General features: G+C 35.5%; 16 protein-coding genes and 3 pseudogenes. 4 read left to right on the forward strand and 15 right to left on the reverse strand.

The features are described from left to right. Nucleotides 1-91 precede the first annotated feature (91 nt). Nucleotides 92-1,198 carry an NADH-dependent flavin oxidoreductase gene (locus BAU16_RS07765; RefSeq protein ID WP_137605584.1) on the forward strand — a complete coding sequence of 369 codons (1,107 nt, stop codon included), beginning with the start codon at nt 92-94 and terminating at the stop codon, nt 1,196-1,198. A gap of 47 nt (nt 1,199-1,245) precedes the next feature. Here the strand turns inward: BAU16_RS07765 and BAU16_RS07770 are convergent, their stop codons facing one another. After that, nucleotides 1,246-1,725, reverse strand: coding sequence for an effector binding domain-containing protein (locus BAU16_RS07770; protein ID WP_137605585.1), 480 nt, complete (start codon nt 1,723-1,725; stop codon nt 1,246-1,248). Nucleotides 1,726-1,819: 94 nt separating this feature from the next. Between BAU16_RS07770 and BAU16_RS07775 the strand changes: the two genes are divergently transcribed. Continuing rightward, nucleotides 1,820-2,794, forward strand: coding sequence for a helix-turn-helix transcriptional regulator (locus BAU16_RS07775; protein WP_161526849.1), 975 nt, complete (start codon nt 1,820-1,822; stop codon nt 2,792-2,794). A gap of 922 nt (nt 2,795-3,716) precedes the next feature. Next, entirely contained in the window at nt 3,717-4,829 is a 1,113-nt protein-coding gene (gene xerS, locus BAU16_RS07780; RefSeq protein ID WP_048603493.1) for a tyrosine recombinase XerS, read from the forward strand. A gap of 275 nt (nt 4,830-5,104) precedes the next feature. On the opposite strand, the gene BAU16_RS07785 is transcribed toward xerS, so the two are convergent. The 12 genes and pseudogenes from BAU16_RS07785 to BAU16_RS07835 all read right to left on the reverse strand — a co-directional run bounded on the left by BAU16_RS07785 (nt 5,105) and on the right by BAU16_RS07835 (nt 14,209). Continuing rightward, nucleotides 5,105-5,338, reverse strand: coding sequence for a hypothetical protein (locus BAU16_RS07785; RefSeq protein ID WP_137605587.1), 234 nt, complete (start codon nt 5,336-5,338; stop codon nt 5,105-5,107). Nucleotides 5,339-5,499: 161 nt separating this feature from the next. After that, the gene (locus tag BAU16_RS07790) at nt 5,500-6,048 is read right to left on the reverse strand and encodes a bifunctional transcriptional activator/DNA repair enzyme AdaA (protein ID WP_137605588.1); all 549 of its coding nucleotides are present in this window, start codon (nt 6,046-6,048) and stop codon (nt 5,500-5,502) included. Between the two features lie 12 nt (nt 6,049-6,060). Further along, complete coding sequence (locus BAU16_RS07795) at nt 6,061-6,588, reverse strand: methylated-DNA--[protein]-cysteine S-methyltransferase (protein WP_048603490.1); 528 nt, start codon at nt 6,586-6,588, stop codon at nt 6,061-6,063. 307 nt (nt 6,589-6,895) lie between these two features. Beyond that, nucleotides 6,896-7,345, reverse strand: a complete 450-nt coding sequence (locus BAU16_RS07800) for a pyridoxamine 5'-phosphate oxidase family protein (RefSeq protein ID WP_048603489.1) — start codon at nt 7,343-7,345, stop codon at nt 6,896-6,898. Between the two features lie 57 nt (nt 7,346-7,402). After that, a complete protein-coding gene (locus tag BAU16_RS07805) occupies nt 7,403-7,744 on the reverse strand; it encodes a hypothetical protein (RefSeq protein ID WP_161526850.1) in 342 nt (113 codons plus the stop codon). Between the two features lie 373 nt (nt 7,745-8,117). After that, nucleotides 8,118-9,206: a DUF4179 domain-containing protein gene (locus BAU16_RS07810; protein WP_161526851.1), complete on the reverse strand. Its 1,089-nt coding sequence runs from the start codon at nt 9,204-9,206 to the stop codon at nt 8,118-8,120. Nucleotide 9,207: 1 nt separating this feature from the next. Beyond that, a complete protein-coding gene (locus BAU16_RS07815; RefSeq protein ID WP_237579228.1) occupies nt 9,208-9,738 on the reverse strand; it encodes an RNA polymerase sigma factor in 531 nt (176 codons plus the stop codon). Nucleotides 9,739-9,886: 148 nt separating this feature from the next. Further along, nucleotides 9,887-10,930 (reverse strand): D-alanine--(R)-lactate ligase, encoded by a 1,044-nt coding sequence (gene vanA / locus BAU16_RS07820; protein ID WP_161526852.1) that lies wholly within the window; start codon nt 10,928-10,930, stop codon nt 9,887-9,889. Nucleotides 10,931-10,958: 28 nt separating this feature from the next. Beyond that, nucleotides 10,959-11,537 (reverse strand): annotated as a pseudogene (locus BAU16_RS07825) (M15 family metallopeptidase); the annotation flags it as partial. Between the two features lie 159 nt (nt 11,538-11,696). After that, nucleotides 11,697-12,062 (reverse strand): annotated as a pseudogene (locus tag BAU16_RS13700) (VanZ family protein); the annotation flags it as partial. A 141-nt stretch (nt 12,063-12,203) separates the two neighbouring features. Continuing rightward, nucleotides 12,204-13,550: a sensor histidine kinase gene (locus tag BAU16_RS07830; RefSeq protein ID WP_137605594.1), complete on the reverse strand. Its 1,347-nt coding sequence runs from the start codon at nt 13,548-13,550 to the stop codon at nt 12,204-12,206. Next, a pseudogene (locus BAU16_RS07835) lies at nt 13,547-14,209 on the reverse strand (response regulator transcription factor). The gene BAU16_RS07830 and the pseudogene BAU16_RS07835 overlap by 4 nt, the downstream one beginning before the upstream one ends. Before the next feature lie 447 nt (nt 14,210-14,656). On the opposite strand from BAU16_RS07835, the gene BAU16_RS07840 reads away from it, so the two are divergent. After that, nucleotides 14,657-15,247: a GNAT family N-acetyltransferase gene (locus BAU16_RS07840; protein ID WP_137605596.1), complete on the forward strand. Its 591-nt coding sequence runs from the start codon at nt 14,657-14,659 to the stop codon at nt 15,245-15,247. A 53-nt stretch (nt 15,248-15,300) separates the two neighbouring features. Here the strand turns inward: BAU16_RS07840 and BAU16_RS07845 are convergent, their stop codons facing one another. Both BAU16_RS07845 and BAU16_RS07850 read right to left on the reverse strand, forming a co-directional pair. Further along, nucleotides 15,301-16,182 carry an SDR family oxidoreductase gene (locus BAU16_RS07845; RefSeq protein ID WP_137605597.1) on the reverse strand — a complete coding sequence of 294 codons (882 nt, stop codon included), beginning with the start codon at nt 16,180-16,182 and terminating at the stop codon, nt 15,301-15,303. After that, nucleotides 16,182-16,604: a MarR family winged helix-turn-helix transcriptional regulator gene (locus BAU16_RS07850; protein ID WP_137605598.1), complete on the reverse strand. Its 423-nt coding sequence runs from the start codon at nt 16,602-16,604 to the stop codon at nt 16,182-16,184. The genes BAU16_RS07845 and BAU16_RS07850 overlap by 1 nt, the downstream gene beginning before the upstream one ends. Nucleotides 16,605-16,707: the final 103 nt, after the last annotated feature.

A 16,707-nucleotide genomic window follows, 5' to 3' on the forward strand; every position in this document is an offset into this window, starting at 1 on the left:
AGGTGAAATCTCTTCCAAAAACAACATTCTTTTAAAAAGTGAGGAAAGAATGTTATAACTAGAGTAATGAAAAATAAAAGGATGGATAAGAATGACAAAAATAGACGGAACGTTTACGTTTCCAAGAGGATTGTCAGTAAAAAATCGGATCGTTATGGCACCAATGACTACAAAAATGTCTTTTTATGATGGGGTAGTAACGCAAGATGAACGGGAATATTATGGCTTGCGCTCTGGTGAAGCTGGCATAGTAATTACTGGTGCAGCAAACGTTCAAGAAGATGGAAAAGGCTGGGAAGGGGAGTTAGGCGTGTATGATGACCGTTTTATTCCCGGGTTAGCAAAATTGGCTTCAACCATCAAAGAAAATGGTACGAAAGCCATTCTGCAAATTTTTCATGGAGGACGAATGACAAACTCAGCGATTTTGCGGGGAACCCAAACTATCGCACCCAGCGCGGTTGCCGCTGAACGTCCAAAGGCAGAAACACCTCGTGAAATGACTTCAGAAGAAATTTACACCTTGATTGATAATTTTGCAAAGGCTACTGAAAGAGCCATTAAAGCAGGGTTTGACGGGGTTGAGCTGCATGGAGCCAACACTTATTTAATTCAGCAATTCTTTTCTCCTCATTCCAACCGTAGGGAAGACGAATGGGGCGGTACGTTAGATAAAAGATTTCATTTTATTGATTTATTGGTAGATAAGGTCTTGGAAACAGTGGATAAAAGCGACGCGGAAGACTTTATTGTGGGGTATCGTTTTTCTCCAGAAGAATATGAAACGCCAGGGATTCGATTTGATGATACTTTGTTCCTTATCGATCAATTAGCAAATAAAAAACTGGATTACCTACATCTTTCTCTTAACGATTTTGCGAAAGTCTCTGTTAGTGAAAACTACCAAGACAAAGCAATGATGGATTATGTGGCAGAGAAAATTGATCATCGGCTACCTTTGATTGGTGTAGGGAATGTCCGAACCAAAAAGGATGCAGAAAATGTCTTAAAACAAGCAGATTTTGTTGCGATTGGACGGGCAATCTTGATTGATCCTCATTGGCCAAGTAAGGTCTTGAATAATCAAGAAGAACTATTACGCACCCGTCTTAGCCAGTATGACCGTGAGGAACTGCTTTTACATGATGGTGTCTGGGAATTTTTAATCAATATGATGCCAGAACGATTAATTGATTAACCTAAAAAGTGTATCCGGATTTTCAAGTCCAGATACACTTTTTTTGATTATTGTTTTACCACTGGAATCCAAATTTCACCCGTTACCTGATTTTCTTTTTGTTCATTCACAACGACAGTATTAGGACCACCTACATAGGCATAGTCAGAAAGATTCATCAGAACGTCTCCAAAAGCACTGCCTGTCAATTGCATAGCCAAAGATTCAATATCAGAAGAAGTTCCAGAGATAATAAGATATTCGCTTGCAGGAAATTCAATGTTCCGAGTGACTTCCGGCAATGTTTCATCCGTCTGTACTCCGAAGTAATACATCATTTTATCGTCATAAGCTTCATTTACTAGAAATAATTCTGGTGTTTTTGCTACTGATTTCAATTTATCAAAAGTTCCGTTTGTTTGAATTTTTTTATAAAAATCTGCTTTTTCTTGATTGATCCCCATAAAATCTGTGTAATGGCTTTTTAATTCTACGCCTGTTCCGGCAACGTTGAAACTTGCTTTTGATTGTAATTTATAGTCTGTCATTTTAATTCCACCTTTGTTTTTATTGCCATTCTTGCTGACAAGGTTATAATAAACCTTAATCATATCAAAAAGTGATACTGTTTAAGGAGTCGGGATGAAAAAAGTAGAACGAATCAATACAATGATGCGCTATATCAACAATCGTGGTCATTTTACAATTTCTGAATTAATGACCGAGTTTCAAGTTTCCCGCGCGACAGCTATTCGCGATGTGCGAGAAATTGAGGCCAGTGGTATGCCCTTGGTCTCAGAAGTTGGTCGAGATGGCGGCTATTCCGTTATCCAAAATTCTCTTTTACCTGCGATTCGGTTCAAAGACGATGAGGTAAAGGCGCTTTTTCTTGCTTTTATGGCTACACGCAATCAGCAGCTTCCTTATTTAAAAAGTCGCCAGTCTTTGACCGAAAAATTATTAGGACTGCTTTCTGAAAGTCAGCAGGAGGAATTGATTATTTTGAATCAGTTGATTCAGTTTGCGAGCACTAATGCTAAAAATCCGGAGCTGCTCGAACTCAGCGATCAGCCTTCACCTATGGTAGAGAAAGTCATCCGTTTAGCTTTGAAAGATGTTTATCTGAATATAGTGGTGGAAGAGGGGAACAGACAGGAAACTTCCTTCATCTATCTTCTTCACCTTTATCAAGAAAATGGAGCATGGTTAATTGATGGCTTTGATCTCGACAAAAAAGAAGAGAAAATAATTTTTGTTAAAGATATTCTGGAGATTAATTTGGCACCCTCAAAGAACACATGGACAGAAAAAAAGATTCGTATGTTATTGACGCAACAAGCACCTGTAAACAATTTCAAGTTGCAGCTTAGTGGTACTGCCATCTCACAATTTAAAAAATACCATCCAATTCATTTACTGCTGGCTTATACTTCACCGTTTCAGTCAACAGCCATTGTAAAAGGATTTATTGATTTAAATGATTCTAAAAAAATTCAAGAGGCCATCAATTGGTTGTTGTTTCTTGGTGAGGAGTGTAAGATTCTGGAAATTCCTGATATGGTTGAAAAGAAATTACAGGAACGAATTCAGGGCTATATTGGAAAATTTAGTGGATAAAATTGGAATTTTCTGCTTTATCTCTCCTATAAATTATAGGATTTCCCTGCTGTTTTTCTAAATGACTATCCGCAAAAATTTTTTCTTAGATAGTAATTTAGAAAATTGGTTCAGGAATTATAGCTAATCAATGACGTATTCCTAAATTTATTTTGTTTCATGAATATATACGAAGCAGTTAGGGGTTAGCTATAGGTATAAAGGCTCTGTCGATTAACAATCCATCTTTCAGAAAAATACAGATTTTCAGGAAAGATGGATAGAAAGACAAATACCTCCATACAAAACGAGTGCTATTCAATGAAAATGAAGCAACTTAACCTATGATAATACTTAATCTTTTAGATACAGGTTGCTAATATGGTTAATTATTGAAAAAATTATTCTTTTCCATAGCTTTCAGCGATAAAAATTGTTTTGTTTAGGCAATAAAAGAAACGAATCAACTGTATAAAAATTATGTAAACTAGGAATTAGATTTTTAATGTATAGCGGTTGTTTTTTTCATATGAACCTTTAGCAATTGGTTTGAATTTTTTAAGTCATATAAGGAATTGAAAATTCTAAAATAATATTCTAGTTCGTGAATACTGACGATTTTCTTTAAGACAATTATTGGGAAAACTTTTTCCTAGCAAAGTAAAAACCAAAGATTTATTCATTTACTTACTTGTTCTCTTTTTTATTTATAAAATAACAATCTTTCTTAAAAAACGGTTCTTTTCCGAAAATTAGATAGACTTTGATTTACTAGAATATTTTTACAATTTCATATAGACCTATTTTTGCGTACTTGCTTATTTATCGGAAAATATCATTGCGTTATCAAAGATTATGAGTTTTTTTGTTGACTTTTTGGTATATACCAATTATAATTATTATAGGCTCTTCCCTACCCTATAATTGAAAGGAATGAAAAAGAATGGATGAAGAACGTATTTATGAATGTATTCAAGATGAATTAAAAAACATGCCCGAGTTTGTTTCTGAATTTGTAAAGATAAAAACAGTCGGACAGTACTCTCCTCTTACAATTTACGAGTATCTAAAAAATTATCGTCCCTTCTTTGAATATCTGACACAACATCATTTGGTTGCTGAAACAAAGCCGGCTGATATCTCGATTGCATCGATGCAAAAGTTGACTGTTCTGGAATTAAATGATTATAAAGCATTTTTACAAACGAGAAAACCACATCGCTCCCCCGCTGCTCAAGCAAAAGTTGCGACTAGTTCACCAAAGAAAAAAGCTAGAAAAGCTAAGTTATCAACGGTGACCGTGCAACGAGCAATCACTGCCTTAAAGGTTCTCTTTAAATTTTTGACTGAAAGTTCTGCGAATAAATGGCATAAACCCTATCTCGAGCATAATCCGATGAATGAAGTAAAAAGTGTTGCCGTCAAAATGACGCTACAAGCTCGGGCAGATAAAATTTCTGACTATCTTTTTTTAGGAGAGCAAACGCAGGAATATCTGGACTTTATTGAAACAATTTATCCGACAAAAATTTCTGCTCAGGCAAAAAAATTTTATGATCGTGACAAAGAACGAGACCTCGCCATCAATGCATTGATTCTCTACTCCGGTTTGCGACTTTCAGAAGTCGTCAATATTGATTTAGAAGACTTATCCTTTGAAAAAAATCGGGTTCGAGTTGTCCGTAAAGGTGCTAAAGATGATGCCGTTTATATTGGTGCAAAAGCAATGGAATATCTCGCAGCATATATCGAAATTAGAGCAAGTCGTTATAAACCAGATGAGGATGAACCTGCATTTTTTCTTTCTAGAAGCAGTAAACAAGCCAAAAGAATGACTGGTTCTGCCATCGAAAAAATGGTTGGTAAATATTCTGAGATGTTCAAAATTCGCATTTCTCCTCACAAAATGCGGCATACCATGGCAACTCGCCTGTATCTCAATACGTTGGATCTTATGCTCACAGCAAAACAACTGGGCCATAAGGATACCTCTACCACTACTCTTTATACAAGTATTGCCAACGATGATACCAAGGATGCACTGAATAACTTGTGAAAAATGAACTTTATATTTCAACAACAAAAAAGCAGAGAAAATCCGCCATTTTCATTTTGGCGTTTATTTCTCTGCTTTTTTGTTGAAATAACATGATACTTCCATAGAAAACATTCAATTATCGTGTATTGCCCAGTTGCTTGTCAACCAGGTTAAAATTCAACTTCCTCAGTTTTTTGAAGCGACTGAAAGAATAGTTGCGTTAATAGTAACTGGTGATACAGTATTAACAGCTGATTCACCTTCAAAGGTAATGACCACGGATGTATTGATTTTTAGTCTTTAGCAAATTCCAGATAATTTTTAGTAGTAACTGCTAATTCTACTCTTTCTATTTCAGGATTAGTTGTTGCTAGCAGGATAAGTGAACACCTGTCATCCGTTTTTTCTATGTTGAGAATGGTACCATCTAGTGCTGTTTGATTGGCATTATTTACTCTAGTAAAGAAAAGAACGGCGAAGATGGTCAGTATTGCTAACAACGACAATATAACTACTCTTTTTTTCATTTATTATTCTCCTAAAGATACTATAACATCAATAGACATTTTGCTTATGTATTCGCGACCAACTCAGATTAGTGAAATAAATAGGACTGACAATACGTCTGCCGACTATATCACCATCATGCCCCATGTCCTTCAAAAGGATTTGAAATAAGAAACGAATATTAACTCTGCTCATTGTGTAACCTAAATTGTTTCGGAGATTGACCATAATATTCGCCAAATTTTCGAATGAAATAAGAAACATTAGGTAATCCTATGTCAGCAGCAATTTCTTTTATTGTCTTAGTTGAATTCAGTAATTCTCTTTTTGCATGGTCCATCCGAATAGCCATTAATCTTTGCTGCGGCGTTTGGTTGGTTACTTTCTTAAAAACATGCCGCAAATGAGATTCTGATCCGCGAGCCAAATAAGATAACTCCTCTAATGTCAGATTCAATTGATAATTTTTCTGTAAAATTGTTTCTATCTCCTTTGCCCACAGCACATCATCGATTACTTCATCTGTTGGTCGGCATCTTTTACAGGGGCGATAGCCTTGTTTTTCTGGTTCACTCAAATCGTAATATATTTCTATATTTTCTTTATTCGGGATACGTGAATGACAAGATGGTCGGCAAAAAATCTTGGTTGTTTTTACTGCGTAACGAAACAGGTCATCATAGGTTTCATCATTTTCCACAATTGCTTGCCATTCTTTGTTAGTGACCATTTTATGCCTCCTTTAAATGCGTATATTTTCCAATTTTTTTCTTTCTACTCCTTCTAAAGCCAACAATGCAATTTTGCGATTCATTCCACCGGCATAGCCCGTCAAAGAGCCATCCGTTCCCACCACTCTATGACAGGGAATTAAGATAGTTATTGGATTGTGTCCAACAGCTCCCCCAACAGCGCGGGCAGAACTTTTTTTGCCATTTTCTCGGTTAAATATCTTATCAGCAATTTCTTTATAAGTAATTGTTTGACCATAAGGTACGCCTTCTAAAATTTCCAATACTTTTTTTCGAAATTCTGTTACTTCGGGTGCAAGGAATGATTGGTCTACTTCTGGATTTTTCCCTGCAAAATACTGTTCTAACCACTTTTTTACCCATTTGGTGACCTGATTGCTTCCGCTGTTTATGACTGATAAATCATATTGTGAACCATGATACGATTGATTTTCAAACCAAATACCTTTAACTGTTTTTTCATCACACAAAATATCTAGCTTACCTAGCGGTGATAAATAGTCACTTTTATATAGCATATTTCTGATCCTCCTGTTTAAAGCTGCTAAACGACACCAAATAATTCTAATTAGGTTCCTACGTAATCTAATAGTAACAAAAATTAGGTGCAAAAAATATCACTATGTGGCTTTTTAATTCATTGTTTGGATTTCCTTTATAAATAAAAAAGCAGAGAAAATTACCCAATTTTTTGGCAATCAGTCCCTGCTATTATATATTGTTTTTATAAGGCTAAATTTTTAGAGGCTAGTCAACTTTTGAAACTAGCCCAAACGTTTGATGGTTTCGACTGGATGATCTTATCCCTAATAAATGCGGGTATGCCTATTTAATCTCTAATAAATTTTGGTAGAGTGGTTTCGTACGCAAATCGTATACGCCCAAAGAGCCCTTTGCTAGTTCAAAGACCCGTAGCACTTCTTTACTCGTTGGTGTTGGATAAATCTGATTTAGATATGCATTTTTTTCAAAAATTTCATCTAAATATTTTGTCCCAATTTCTTCCACTTTTCCTTTGACTGTGATTGAGATTGAAGACATGGTATCTTCTCCCTTTATTCCCGTAATCGCAACGTATGGGTGAGTTAATAGTTGAGTATAAAATGGTTTAGTATTTGCGGTTAAAAAGAATAACTTATTTCCCTTTATGAGCATCACATCAATAATACGAGATTCAGGCATGCCATTTTTATCTACTGTTGAAAAGACGGTATACTGAATTTCATCTTTTAAAAATTGTAAATAGTCTGCGATGGTCATTTTGTTGTGATCCATTTGTGTCACTTCTTTCTGTTCATTTTTTCACGGAAACCACACTTGGTTATCTAACAACTACATGCGTAAGGTAACTGCTACATTCAAAACAAGTCCAAAAATCAAGAAAATCCATGTCCAATATTTATTTGGTATGAAAAACAGTGAGGATCGATCTTTTACTTGAACCCGTTCGCCTGTCTGCTCATTCACATGGGTTTGGACTTCATCTGAAATATAGCGTTTCGTCAGAAAATAATTTATTCCCGCAGTTAATAGCGTAGTAAACAAACCTTCTATAAAGAAAATTATAGGATTTGAATCACCTAATGGCAGACGATTAATAAACCAGTAACCTAGAACGCTCCCGATAATAAGTGCTAACAGCACTAATCCACCTTTTTCTCGCCAAATAATCATATTACTTCCACTCTATTCTTACTAAATTTTTCTTGAGAAATTCTGAGCACTTTTTACCTATAGAGTTTTCTAAAATTTGTACTTGTAATGCGTTCTTGTCATTAGAAAATGTTCTGTAGAATTGCGCCTCATTTGTTTTATTATATAAGAATTTAAAAACAAAAACGTGTCAATCTTTAACCTCAAGTGAACAATTTATGACAAGTTATAAAAAATATCATGAAATTTGGCGAAAAATAGAGTTGTTAGAAAAAATTTATTTTTGCGTATCAATAGTCGTTACATTTACTTATTCATTCTGTAGGATATTCCTGATAATCATTCATTTATCAAGAGATTCGGGTGTAATTGATAATTCATTTAGTTGGGAAGTTTATTTTAAGGCCAATTCAATAGTTGTATCACCAATATGGACAAATACTGAATGATAGACATCATATTCAGGGTAACTGTAAGTTGCCTGATAATATTCTTGTCCGTTTAAAATAACCCGTTTTCCATTTTTTTGCTTGTATGAATTTTTTCCATTGCTGTCATTACTTAAAATAATTTCTGCAGCTTTTTCAGTGATTTTAGCATCATCACCAATTTTCAAATTAAGGACAAGTGTTGTAGGGGTTACTTTTGCAAATATATCCGACTGAAGGTCCGTGTTCTCAGCTTCCATCCTTAAAGAAGGCATGGCTTGTTTCGTCACGTTTTGAATAGGCAATTCCCAACGTCCGGTCTCTTGAACAAAATCCTCTCTGACCTTTTCAGTATGAAAATCAGAGTCAGAATTTTTAGTACTTCCCCCCACACTCGTTGATATTTTTGTAACGATTACTTTTGCTTGCTGCAGTTCTTTTCTTAAGTCAGTATTTTCCAGCGTTTGTGTCACAGTAAAATCAATAGTATGATTATTCTTATCTATCCTACTATTCTCTGTATAGTTTCCTTTGATCTTGGGCAAATAGTCCTTTTCGGTTAGACCGCTGTTGAAATCGAATAAAACATGATCTTGCTTGTCAAGAATCGCAAAGTTAATCACATATTGATTATATTTATCCTTCAGTAGCTTTGATTTTTCTGAAAGTTCGGCAGATAAGGACAATCCGATTTCGTTTTGATCGAAATATATCTCGTTTAATCGCATGATAATTCCCTGATCCTCAACAAAATAATCTTGTGATTGGACAAAATTTGACTGAACAAGTTTTTCAGAGGTAAATTGGTCAAAATTTAAAAAATTTCTCAAAGCATTACCAATGGGAGCAGAAAATACTATTACGGAAAAAATACAAATTGCTGCAGAGAACAAGAAAAAGTAGTTTATGTGCTTACTTTTAGTTTTTTTGGTTGATTTTTTCTGTATTCCATTTTCGATTTCAGAATAAACTTCATCAAGTGATTGCCGGACAACCCTTGGCATTTCTTTAGATGTATTCATGGCTTGTCTAATTTTCTCATCAAAATTATCCAAATTATTCATCCTCCTTCAAGTCTTTCAATGTTCTTTTAAGCAGTATTTTTCCTCTAGCTAGCTTCGACTTTATCGTGCCAATCGGTTCATTCAAAATCAAACCTATTTCTTTAATGCTAAACCCGCTTTGATAATATAAAATGAGTGGAATACTATAAATCGGATTCAATGTTTTGGTGATAAATTCCATCAAAAATTCTGATTCATCGATTTTATTTTGAGAATAATATTTATCTTGGTTGATTTTTTCTATGTCAATGGTGGAAAATCGTTTATTTTTTTCAAGGAGATTCTTACATTCATTAATCAAAATACGACAAAGCCAAGTTTGAAAATAAGCTTCATTTTTAAGCGTATTGATCTGTAGATATGCTTTTAACATTGTTTCCTGCAATACGTCGGCACAATCTTGGTCATTACCAAGAATTTTGTAGGCAATGTTGAAAAGGCGGTTTTCCTGCTTTCTAACAAGTAAGACAAAAGCTTCACCATCTCCCTGTTTTGCTCTCTTTACTAACAATTCATCAGTCAAAAGTATCTATCCTCCCAGCTTTACTATGTATGATTTTTTTCCTTACATCTATTAGACAATTAAAGAACAAAAAAGGTTGCATTGAAAGCAAAAAAAAGAATTATGATCCTCATTAATCATAATTCTTCATAGATAGGTAAAAAACTATTTATACTTTCAGTCTATTCCCCAAGGCCAGCTCAATACAGGACTCAATCAGTTGAGAAAGAGAGTTACCTGCTGCGGCCATCATTCTGGGGTATCGACTGTAAGAGGTGAACCCTGGTAAAGTATTGATTTCATTGATTACCAACTGCCCGTCTTCACGCAAAAATAAATCGATACGGGCAAGTCCTTCACAACCTAAACTTCGAAAAATTTCTTTAGCAGTATGTTGAATTTCTTTTCTTTTTTCAGCCGGTATATCAGCTGGGACGGTAAAAAAAGAATTTTCTGAACCATTTTCCGGTGTTTCTTCTTGATGAATACGAAAAATACCGTGGGATAAGGTAATTTGATCAACTTCACCAACGACAAGATTGTCGCGGTTTCCTAAGACAGCACAACCAACTTCCGCTCCGATAACCGCTTCTTCAATCAGGATTTTGGTGTCATATTTCCTAGCCGCTTCAATCGCAGCCCATAACTCTGCTTGTTTTTTCACTTTTGTCACGCCAAAGGAGGAGCCTGATCGTGCAGGTTTGACAAAAACAGGATAGGAAAAGTTCTTTTCTGCAATGTTTGTCTCTTCATTAATGACTGAAAAATTCGGAGTTAAAAATCCGGCGTTTCTGGCAACGGTGTAAGTCAATGCTTTATCCATACAGATAACGGAGCTTTCAATTCCGCACCCTACATAAGGAATACCGGATAATTCAGATAATCCTTGGATTGCTCCATCCTCTCCGGTTTTTCCGTGAAGCGCTGAAAAAGCTACATCAATAGGAATAAGCTGATATTCTTTTTCTTTTAAGACAATCAATCCGTGAATCGCTTTGTCCGGTGAAAGGATTGCTGGCTGACAACTCTCCTGCTCCCAGCCAATTTTTGGCCTACCGCATAATCGCCAGGCACCTTCTTTGGTGATTCCAATATAAATTGGTTGAAATTTTTCTGTATTGATATGCTCGGCAATTTCTCTTGCGGATTTTACAGAAACTTCATGTTCCTCTGAAGCTCCTCCAAATAAAATGACGATGTTTAACTTACTCATACTGATTTCCCCTTCTAAAATTAGTTTATTATTGCGCTAAATATTCTTCTAAACAGATTGCTTGATCGTAAATTTTTGTAGCAGCAGCAACCCCCACATATCGATAATGCCACGGCTCATTGATTACTCCAGTTATGGTTGTTTTATTTGCGGGATAACGATTGATGAACCCAAATTTATGGGCGTTTATTTTTAACCAGCCATACACCTCCTCAGAGGAAGAACGCAGCTGATCTTCATTGATATCTACGGCAATTCCTAATTGGTGCTCACTCGTTCCAGGAAGTGCAACCCATTGTTCCGCTTTTTCTTCTGCTTGATTTTTACCGTACCCCTCAGACTGATACTCAGCAATTTTTTCATCCAGCAATTTCTGTTGCTCTTTTGTACTTCGATATCCAGACACAACTACCGGATAAACGTTCTCTGCTCTTGCTGCATCAAACATTTTTTGCAGAAAAGGATAAATTCGCTGATCAATTAATTGCCCATTCGATAGTTCTTTTAATTCTACCGAATAGTTGTTAGGTATTGTGTGCCATTTATTAACAAGAATAAGAGCCCAGTCAGATGAATCAGTAGTCGTTTTTATTGTAGACTGCGCATCTGTCGTAGCAAAACCAAGCACGGATTCCTCAAAAAAGTCATGTTTATTCTCTGGTATACCAATGAAATAAACCAGCCCTGCTACAAGTACCAAAAGGAAGCTGCCGGTGGTTCGCCACCCTTTTTTCGTTTTGAAAAATCGACTTCCAAAAGTATAGATAAAAAATCCACCTAGACCACCAACCGTATTTAAAAGTAAATCATCGACATCAGAAATATCTTGAGCCAAGATATATTGCGCTAGTTCAAGCGTCAGACTCAGAAAAAATGATCCTGCCAAAATGCGTAGCAAATGGCGATGTTTTGATGATAGGACCGTAACCATATATCCAAATGGGACAAATAAAAGAGCTTTTCCTAACAACCTACTGGCTCCAGCTAGAGAAGCTCCGCCCCTAAATGGAATGATATTGATGCTTCGTCCACCTAAATTTTCAACTTGAAAAAGAGATAGTTTGAGAACAATCAGTAGATAAACGACCAGTAATATGGTAATGATTATTTTTTCAATAGTTGCTTTTTTCATATGATTTCTCCTCTAAAAGTAATAACTTTGTTCTACGGTCATTATTATGGCAAAGCTATCTGTATCTAAACTGGATATTTCCTGTAGTTTTTCTGTAGAGACAAAAAAAACGACCAATTTCATGGTCGTTTCTACATTTATTTAGATACTTTTGGGAAAAGTAGCCTGAAACAATACGCCTTCTTCCGTGTTTTCTAATTTAAATTCGGTATTCATTTCATTCAGTAGTCTTTGCACGATGGTCAGACCTAGTCCACTGCGATGTTCTTTTCCCGTTCGTGCTTTGTCACCTCGATAAAATGGGTCAAAAATCTTTGTCAAAATTTTATTATCGATTTGCGCCTGTGCATTCAAGACGTTTAGTCGATAACTGTCAGAATACTCTTCACTCCAAATACAAATTGTCGCTTCATTCGGAGAATTTTGTAGCGCATTGGCTAGGACATTGGACAAGACTTTTCTTAACATGTTCACATCAGCAAGAATAAATGTTTCTGCTGGAATAGTTATCTTGATAACCTGTCTTGATTCTTCAAGCAACGACTGGTATGGCAGTAGAGCTTCATTGACAGACGAAAGTAAATCTACTTTTTCAGGTGATGCAATTATTTTTCCATCGTTCAGTTTAACTAATTCCAATATCTCAGAAACCAGCTCACTTTGCCTATCCATTAATTTCAAACATTCCCGCAAATATTTAGGATGATTTTTATATTCTCCGATGTTTGCCAGCATCCCCTCTAATAAAATACTCGTGGCAGCAATCGGTGTTTTCAATTCATGAGAAGCCGCTGAAAAGAAATCTCTTTGAGCTTCTTCCATCTCCCGCTCGCGGATAATCTCATTTTGTTGGTGGGCAATTGTCTCTTTTAGTTTATGATACATTGAATGAATATCTCGGGATAAATCCCCCAATTCATCTTTACGATTCGGCAAACTTTGGGTCATATCTTCAAGCTTAGACATTTTCTTTGTATCTTCTGCCAGCCTTTTTATGGGATCAGCAATTTGCTTTGTAAAAACATACGCAATCACTAAGCACAAAATCACAATAAAGATAAAAATAAGTAATCCCCGCAAGAGCATTTCCCGATGAAATTCCGTCAGAACTGGACGAGTTTGGGCAATAATGGAATACCCCAAGGAATCATCTTTATAAACGACATAATAAAAGTCCTTTTGTGCATCAGCTGTAATATCTGCTTCAGGAGTGGCGTAAATTTCCTGATTTCTACCACTAGCAATCGCAAATTCAAAAGATTGATTCTCGTTATAAAATTTTTCAGCTACCTCCGGGATGTTGTCATAATCACTGTTTTTTACTCGATTTACTAATGGCTGATAAGAAGTAAAAATTTGCTCTTTTTCCACCGACCGATACAAGGTGAAAAACTGATTATAAAATAATCCCGCCGTGACAAGAACTAAAAACAGCATGGCAAGAATCGTATAGCTGAATATTTTTAGAAAAATCCCATTTTTCCTCATGGTTTCTCCTCTAAATAATAACCCACGCCGCGTACTGTTTTAATAATATTTTCCGGCAGTTTATTTCTTAAATTTTTGATGTGGGTATGAATTGTACTTTCGTCTCCCTCAAATTCATAGCCCCAAACACGAGACAAAATAAATTCGTGGGTGAGCGTCTTCCCTTTGCTTTGAATCATCAGCATTAAAATCTCAAATTCTTTTAATGTAAGTCCTAACTCTTCTCCGTCATAAGTTCCGTTGAAACTTTCTGGAAAAAGTGTCAGTTTCCCCCGATGAAGCTCCTTTGATAAAGCACCTGTTCGGCGAAGCAGAGCTTCTACCCGTTTTAGTAATAATTGAATTTTAAATGGTTTCGTTACATAATCATCGGCCTCTTCATCAAAGGCTTTTAGCTCATTTTCATCATCAGATAGAGCTGTCATCATTAAAACAGGGGTATCGTTAAGCTTCCGTAATTCCCGTAAAAGCTCATGTCCATTCATTCCCGGCAGCATGATATCCAGAATCACCAACTGATAGATGGTTTCATACATTTTTTCATACGCATCATTTCCATCTGAACAGGCATCCACCTCATACCCAGCTTAAGTCAAAAAAGTTTTTACTGTATTGCAAATATTCTCATCATCTTCGACAAGCAAAATCCGTACAACCATATTTTCCCCTCCCATTAGAAATTTTACTAGGACAATCTGTGTTTTTTCTGTATTTAAAATTATTTACTTTTTCGAAAATAAATGCGTTACACGAGAAAAAAATTTTTAGGTCTTCATACATCAAGTTATACCGCAAAAATGCTAGAATATCGAGTATAGTCTTAATGAAAGTTACTATTTTCTTTCCTGTAGTTTGCATTAAACGATTTCTTTATTTACTACTAATTTATGACTCAAAAATAACCCATATAAAATAAATAGTTGAGTGTTCCTATTTAAAAATGATACTATGAATTGTACGTAATCTATTCAGCAATTTAAGATATCCTATGATTATTATTTCTTAAAAAATAACTAATTATCTTCTCTTGCGTCAACTGACTAACCATTTTCCAAATAAGCTATTTTCTTAAAGTCCCTATTCTTACTAAAAAGGAGCTCACCGTTATGAAAATCATCAAAGTCAGCACCGCTTCCCATGACCTTCGTCCCGCAATCAGCAAGATATTTGTTGAAGGTTTCTATGAATGGTTAAAATTTTTCTCCAAAGATAAAGAAAAATTAGCCCAAACCTTTACACATATTTTTAATCCAGAAGTTTTTTATGCCGCGGTAGAAAATGATATCGTTTTGGGTTTTGCAGCCTGTAGTGATGGCACAAATCCATCGGTTCAATTAAAACAGCAAGAATTTAGAAAACACCTTGGATTCATCAAAGGAACGATCGCCTATCGTGTTTTGAGACGCGAATTTGAGGAAAAACCGTACCCTTTTGAAATTTTGCCAGATATGGGTGCGGTGGAGTTTGTTGCTACAGATAGTCAACATCGAGGCAGAGGCGTAGCAACACAAATTATCCGCTATATTCATGAGACTACTCCCTATACTACGTATGTTTTAGAAGTAGCCGACACAAATACCAAAGCACTCAAGCTTTACGAAAAACTTGGTTATCACGTCTTTAAATCCGTTGCGGAACGTCACGCTAAGCGTAGTGGTTTTAATTTTTATCTGTACATGGAATATACAAAATCATGATAGGTACTCTAACTGCAAAGTTGCTTATTTGGCAACTTTTTTTGTAACGATAATCAAAAATTATTTTCTTTCTGCAAAAAATCTTGTTGATAATCTCTCACATATTCCTCGAAAGAAGTCGCTTTTCGCCCTAAAACTTGTTCAACTGTCGCTGTTACCTTCTTTGCATTCCCAAGTTGGGTGATGAGGTAAAGCATCACCATCACATTCACGTAGTCTTTTTTTATTCCTCTTTGCAGCATGGTCCTACGAAAGCCCAATAAGCTTGGTTTGCTGTAACTAATTGTTTTCCCTAAAATATTGGTCATAATCGCTGCAATTTCATTATACGTCCATGCTTTTTCTCCAGTTATTTCCAGTTCTTTGTTTATGTAATCGTTCGATAACAGGCATTTTGCACTGACTGCGGCAATATCTCTTGTATCAATGAAACTGGTTCTTGAGTTACCGGCTGGAATGTACAATTCATGATGATCACGAATATCTGCTACATGTGTGGTGTTTAGATTTTGCATAAAGAAGCTTGGTCGGATAAACGTATGAGGAATACCTAATTCAAGAATTTTCTTTTCAATTTTATGATGCGGGGTAACTGGATTCTTTTCAACGCCAATCAAGGAGACAAACACGACTTGTTTTATCTTTCTTGCTTTGACTTCCTCTAAAAAAGGAAACATATCTTTTTTTGGATCTGCTAGTTGTGGAGGACGAATAAAAAATACTCGATCAACATTTTCTAATGCTTTTGAAAAAGTCGCTGGGTTCAGAAAATCAAATTTAATCAGTTCTACATTGGCAAAGTTCGCAAAGCGAGTGGTTGCACTCTCAGGATGAAAAATGCCAGCAATAACTTGAACATTTTTATTTTTTGATAACTCTTTTATTAGCGGAAATCCAATATTTCCTGTTCCACCGATAACTAATATTTTTTCCATTAGACTACTTCCCCACTATCTAATTTTTGTAAAATTTGATTTAATCGTTCACTCTCATTTTGAGAAAGCTTGGCGGTAAATTCCTCTAAAATTTGATTGCTGATTTTCACAGCTTTTGTGCAAATATCCATACCCTCTTGACTTAAAAATAAATCAAAAGCCCGACTATCCGCTTTATTTTTTCGTTTGTATATGAGTTTTTTATTTTCTAACCGTTTAATAATTGCCGAGATAGTCGGTTTATCCATATCAAGAATTTTTGCCAATTCATTAGCGGTCATTAACTTAGCATGGTCATAATGACTCAACTGCTGGATCACTGCCCACTGCTGCACCGTAATATCTAAAGGATGTAGCGCATAATTTAGTTTATATCTCAATTTTTTAGACACGCTCATTAATAAATAGCCCGTGTTACCCATTCAATCATCTCCTAATATGGTTAGTTTACTAACTATATTCTGAAAAGTAAAGCTTTTATCCAGGCAAAAAACGAAATTCATTCTTATCTCCAAAAAAACAGAG

It is taken from the genome of Enterococcus sp. JM9B (genome assembly GCF_009933265.1).
GTDB classification, from domain to species: Bacteria; Bacillota; Bacilli; order Lactobacillales; family Enterococcaceae; genus Enterococcus_C; species Enterococcus_C songbeiensis.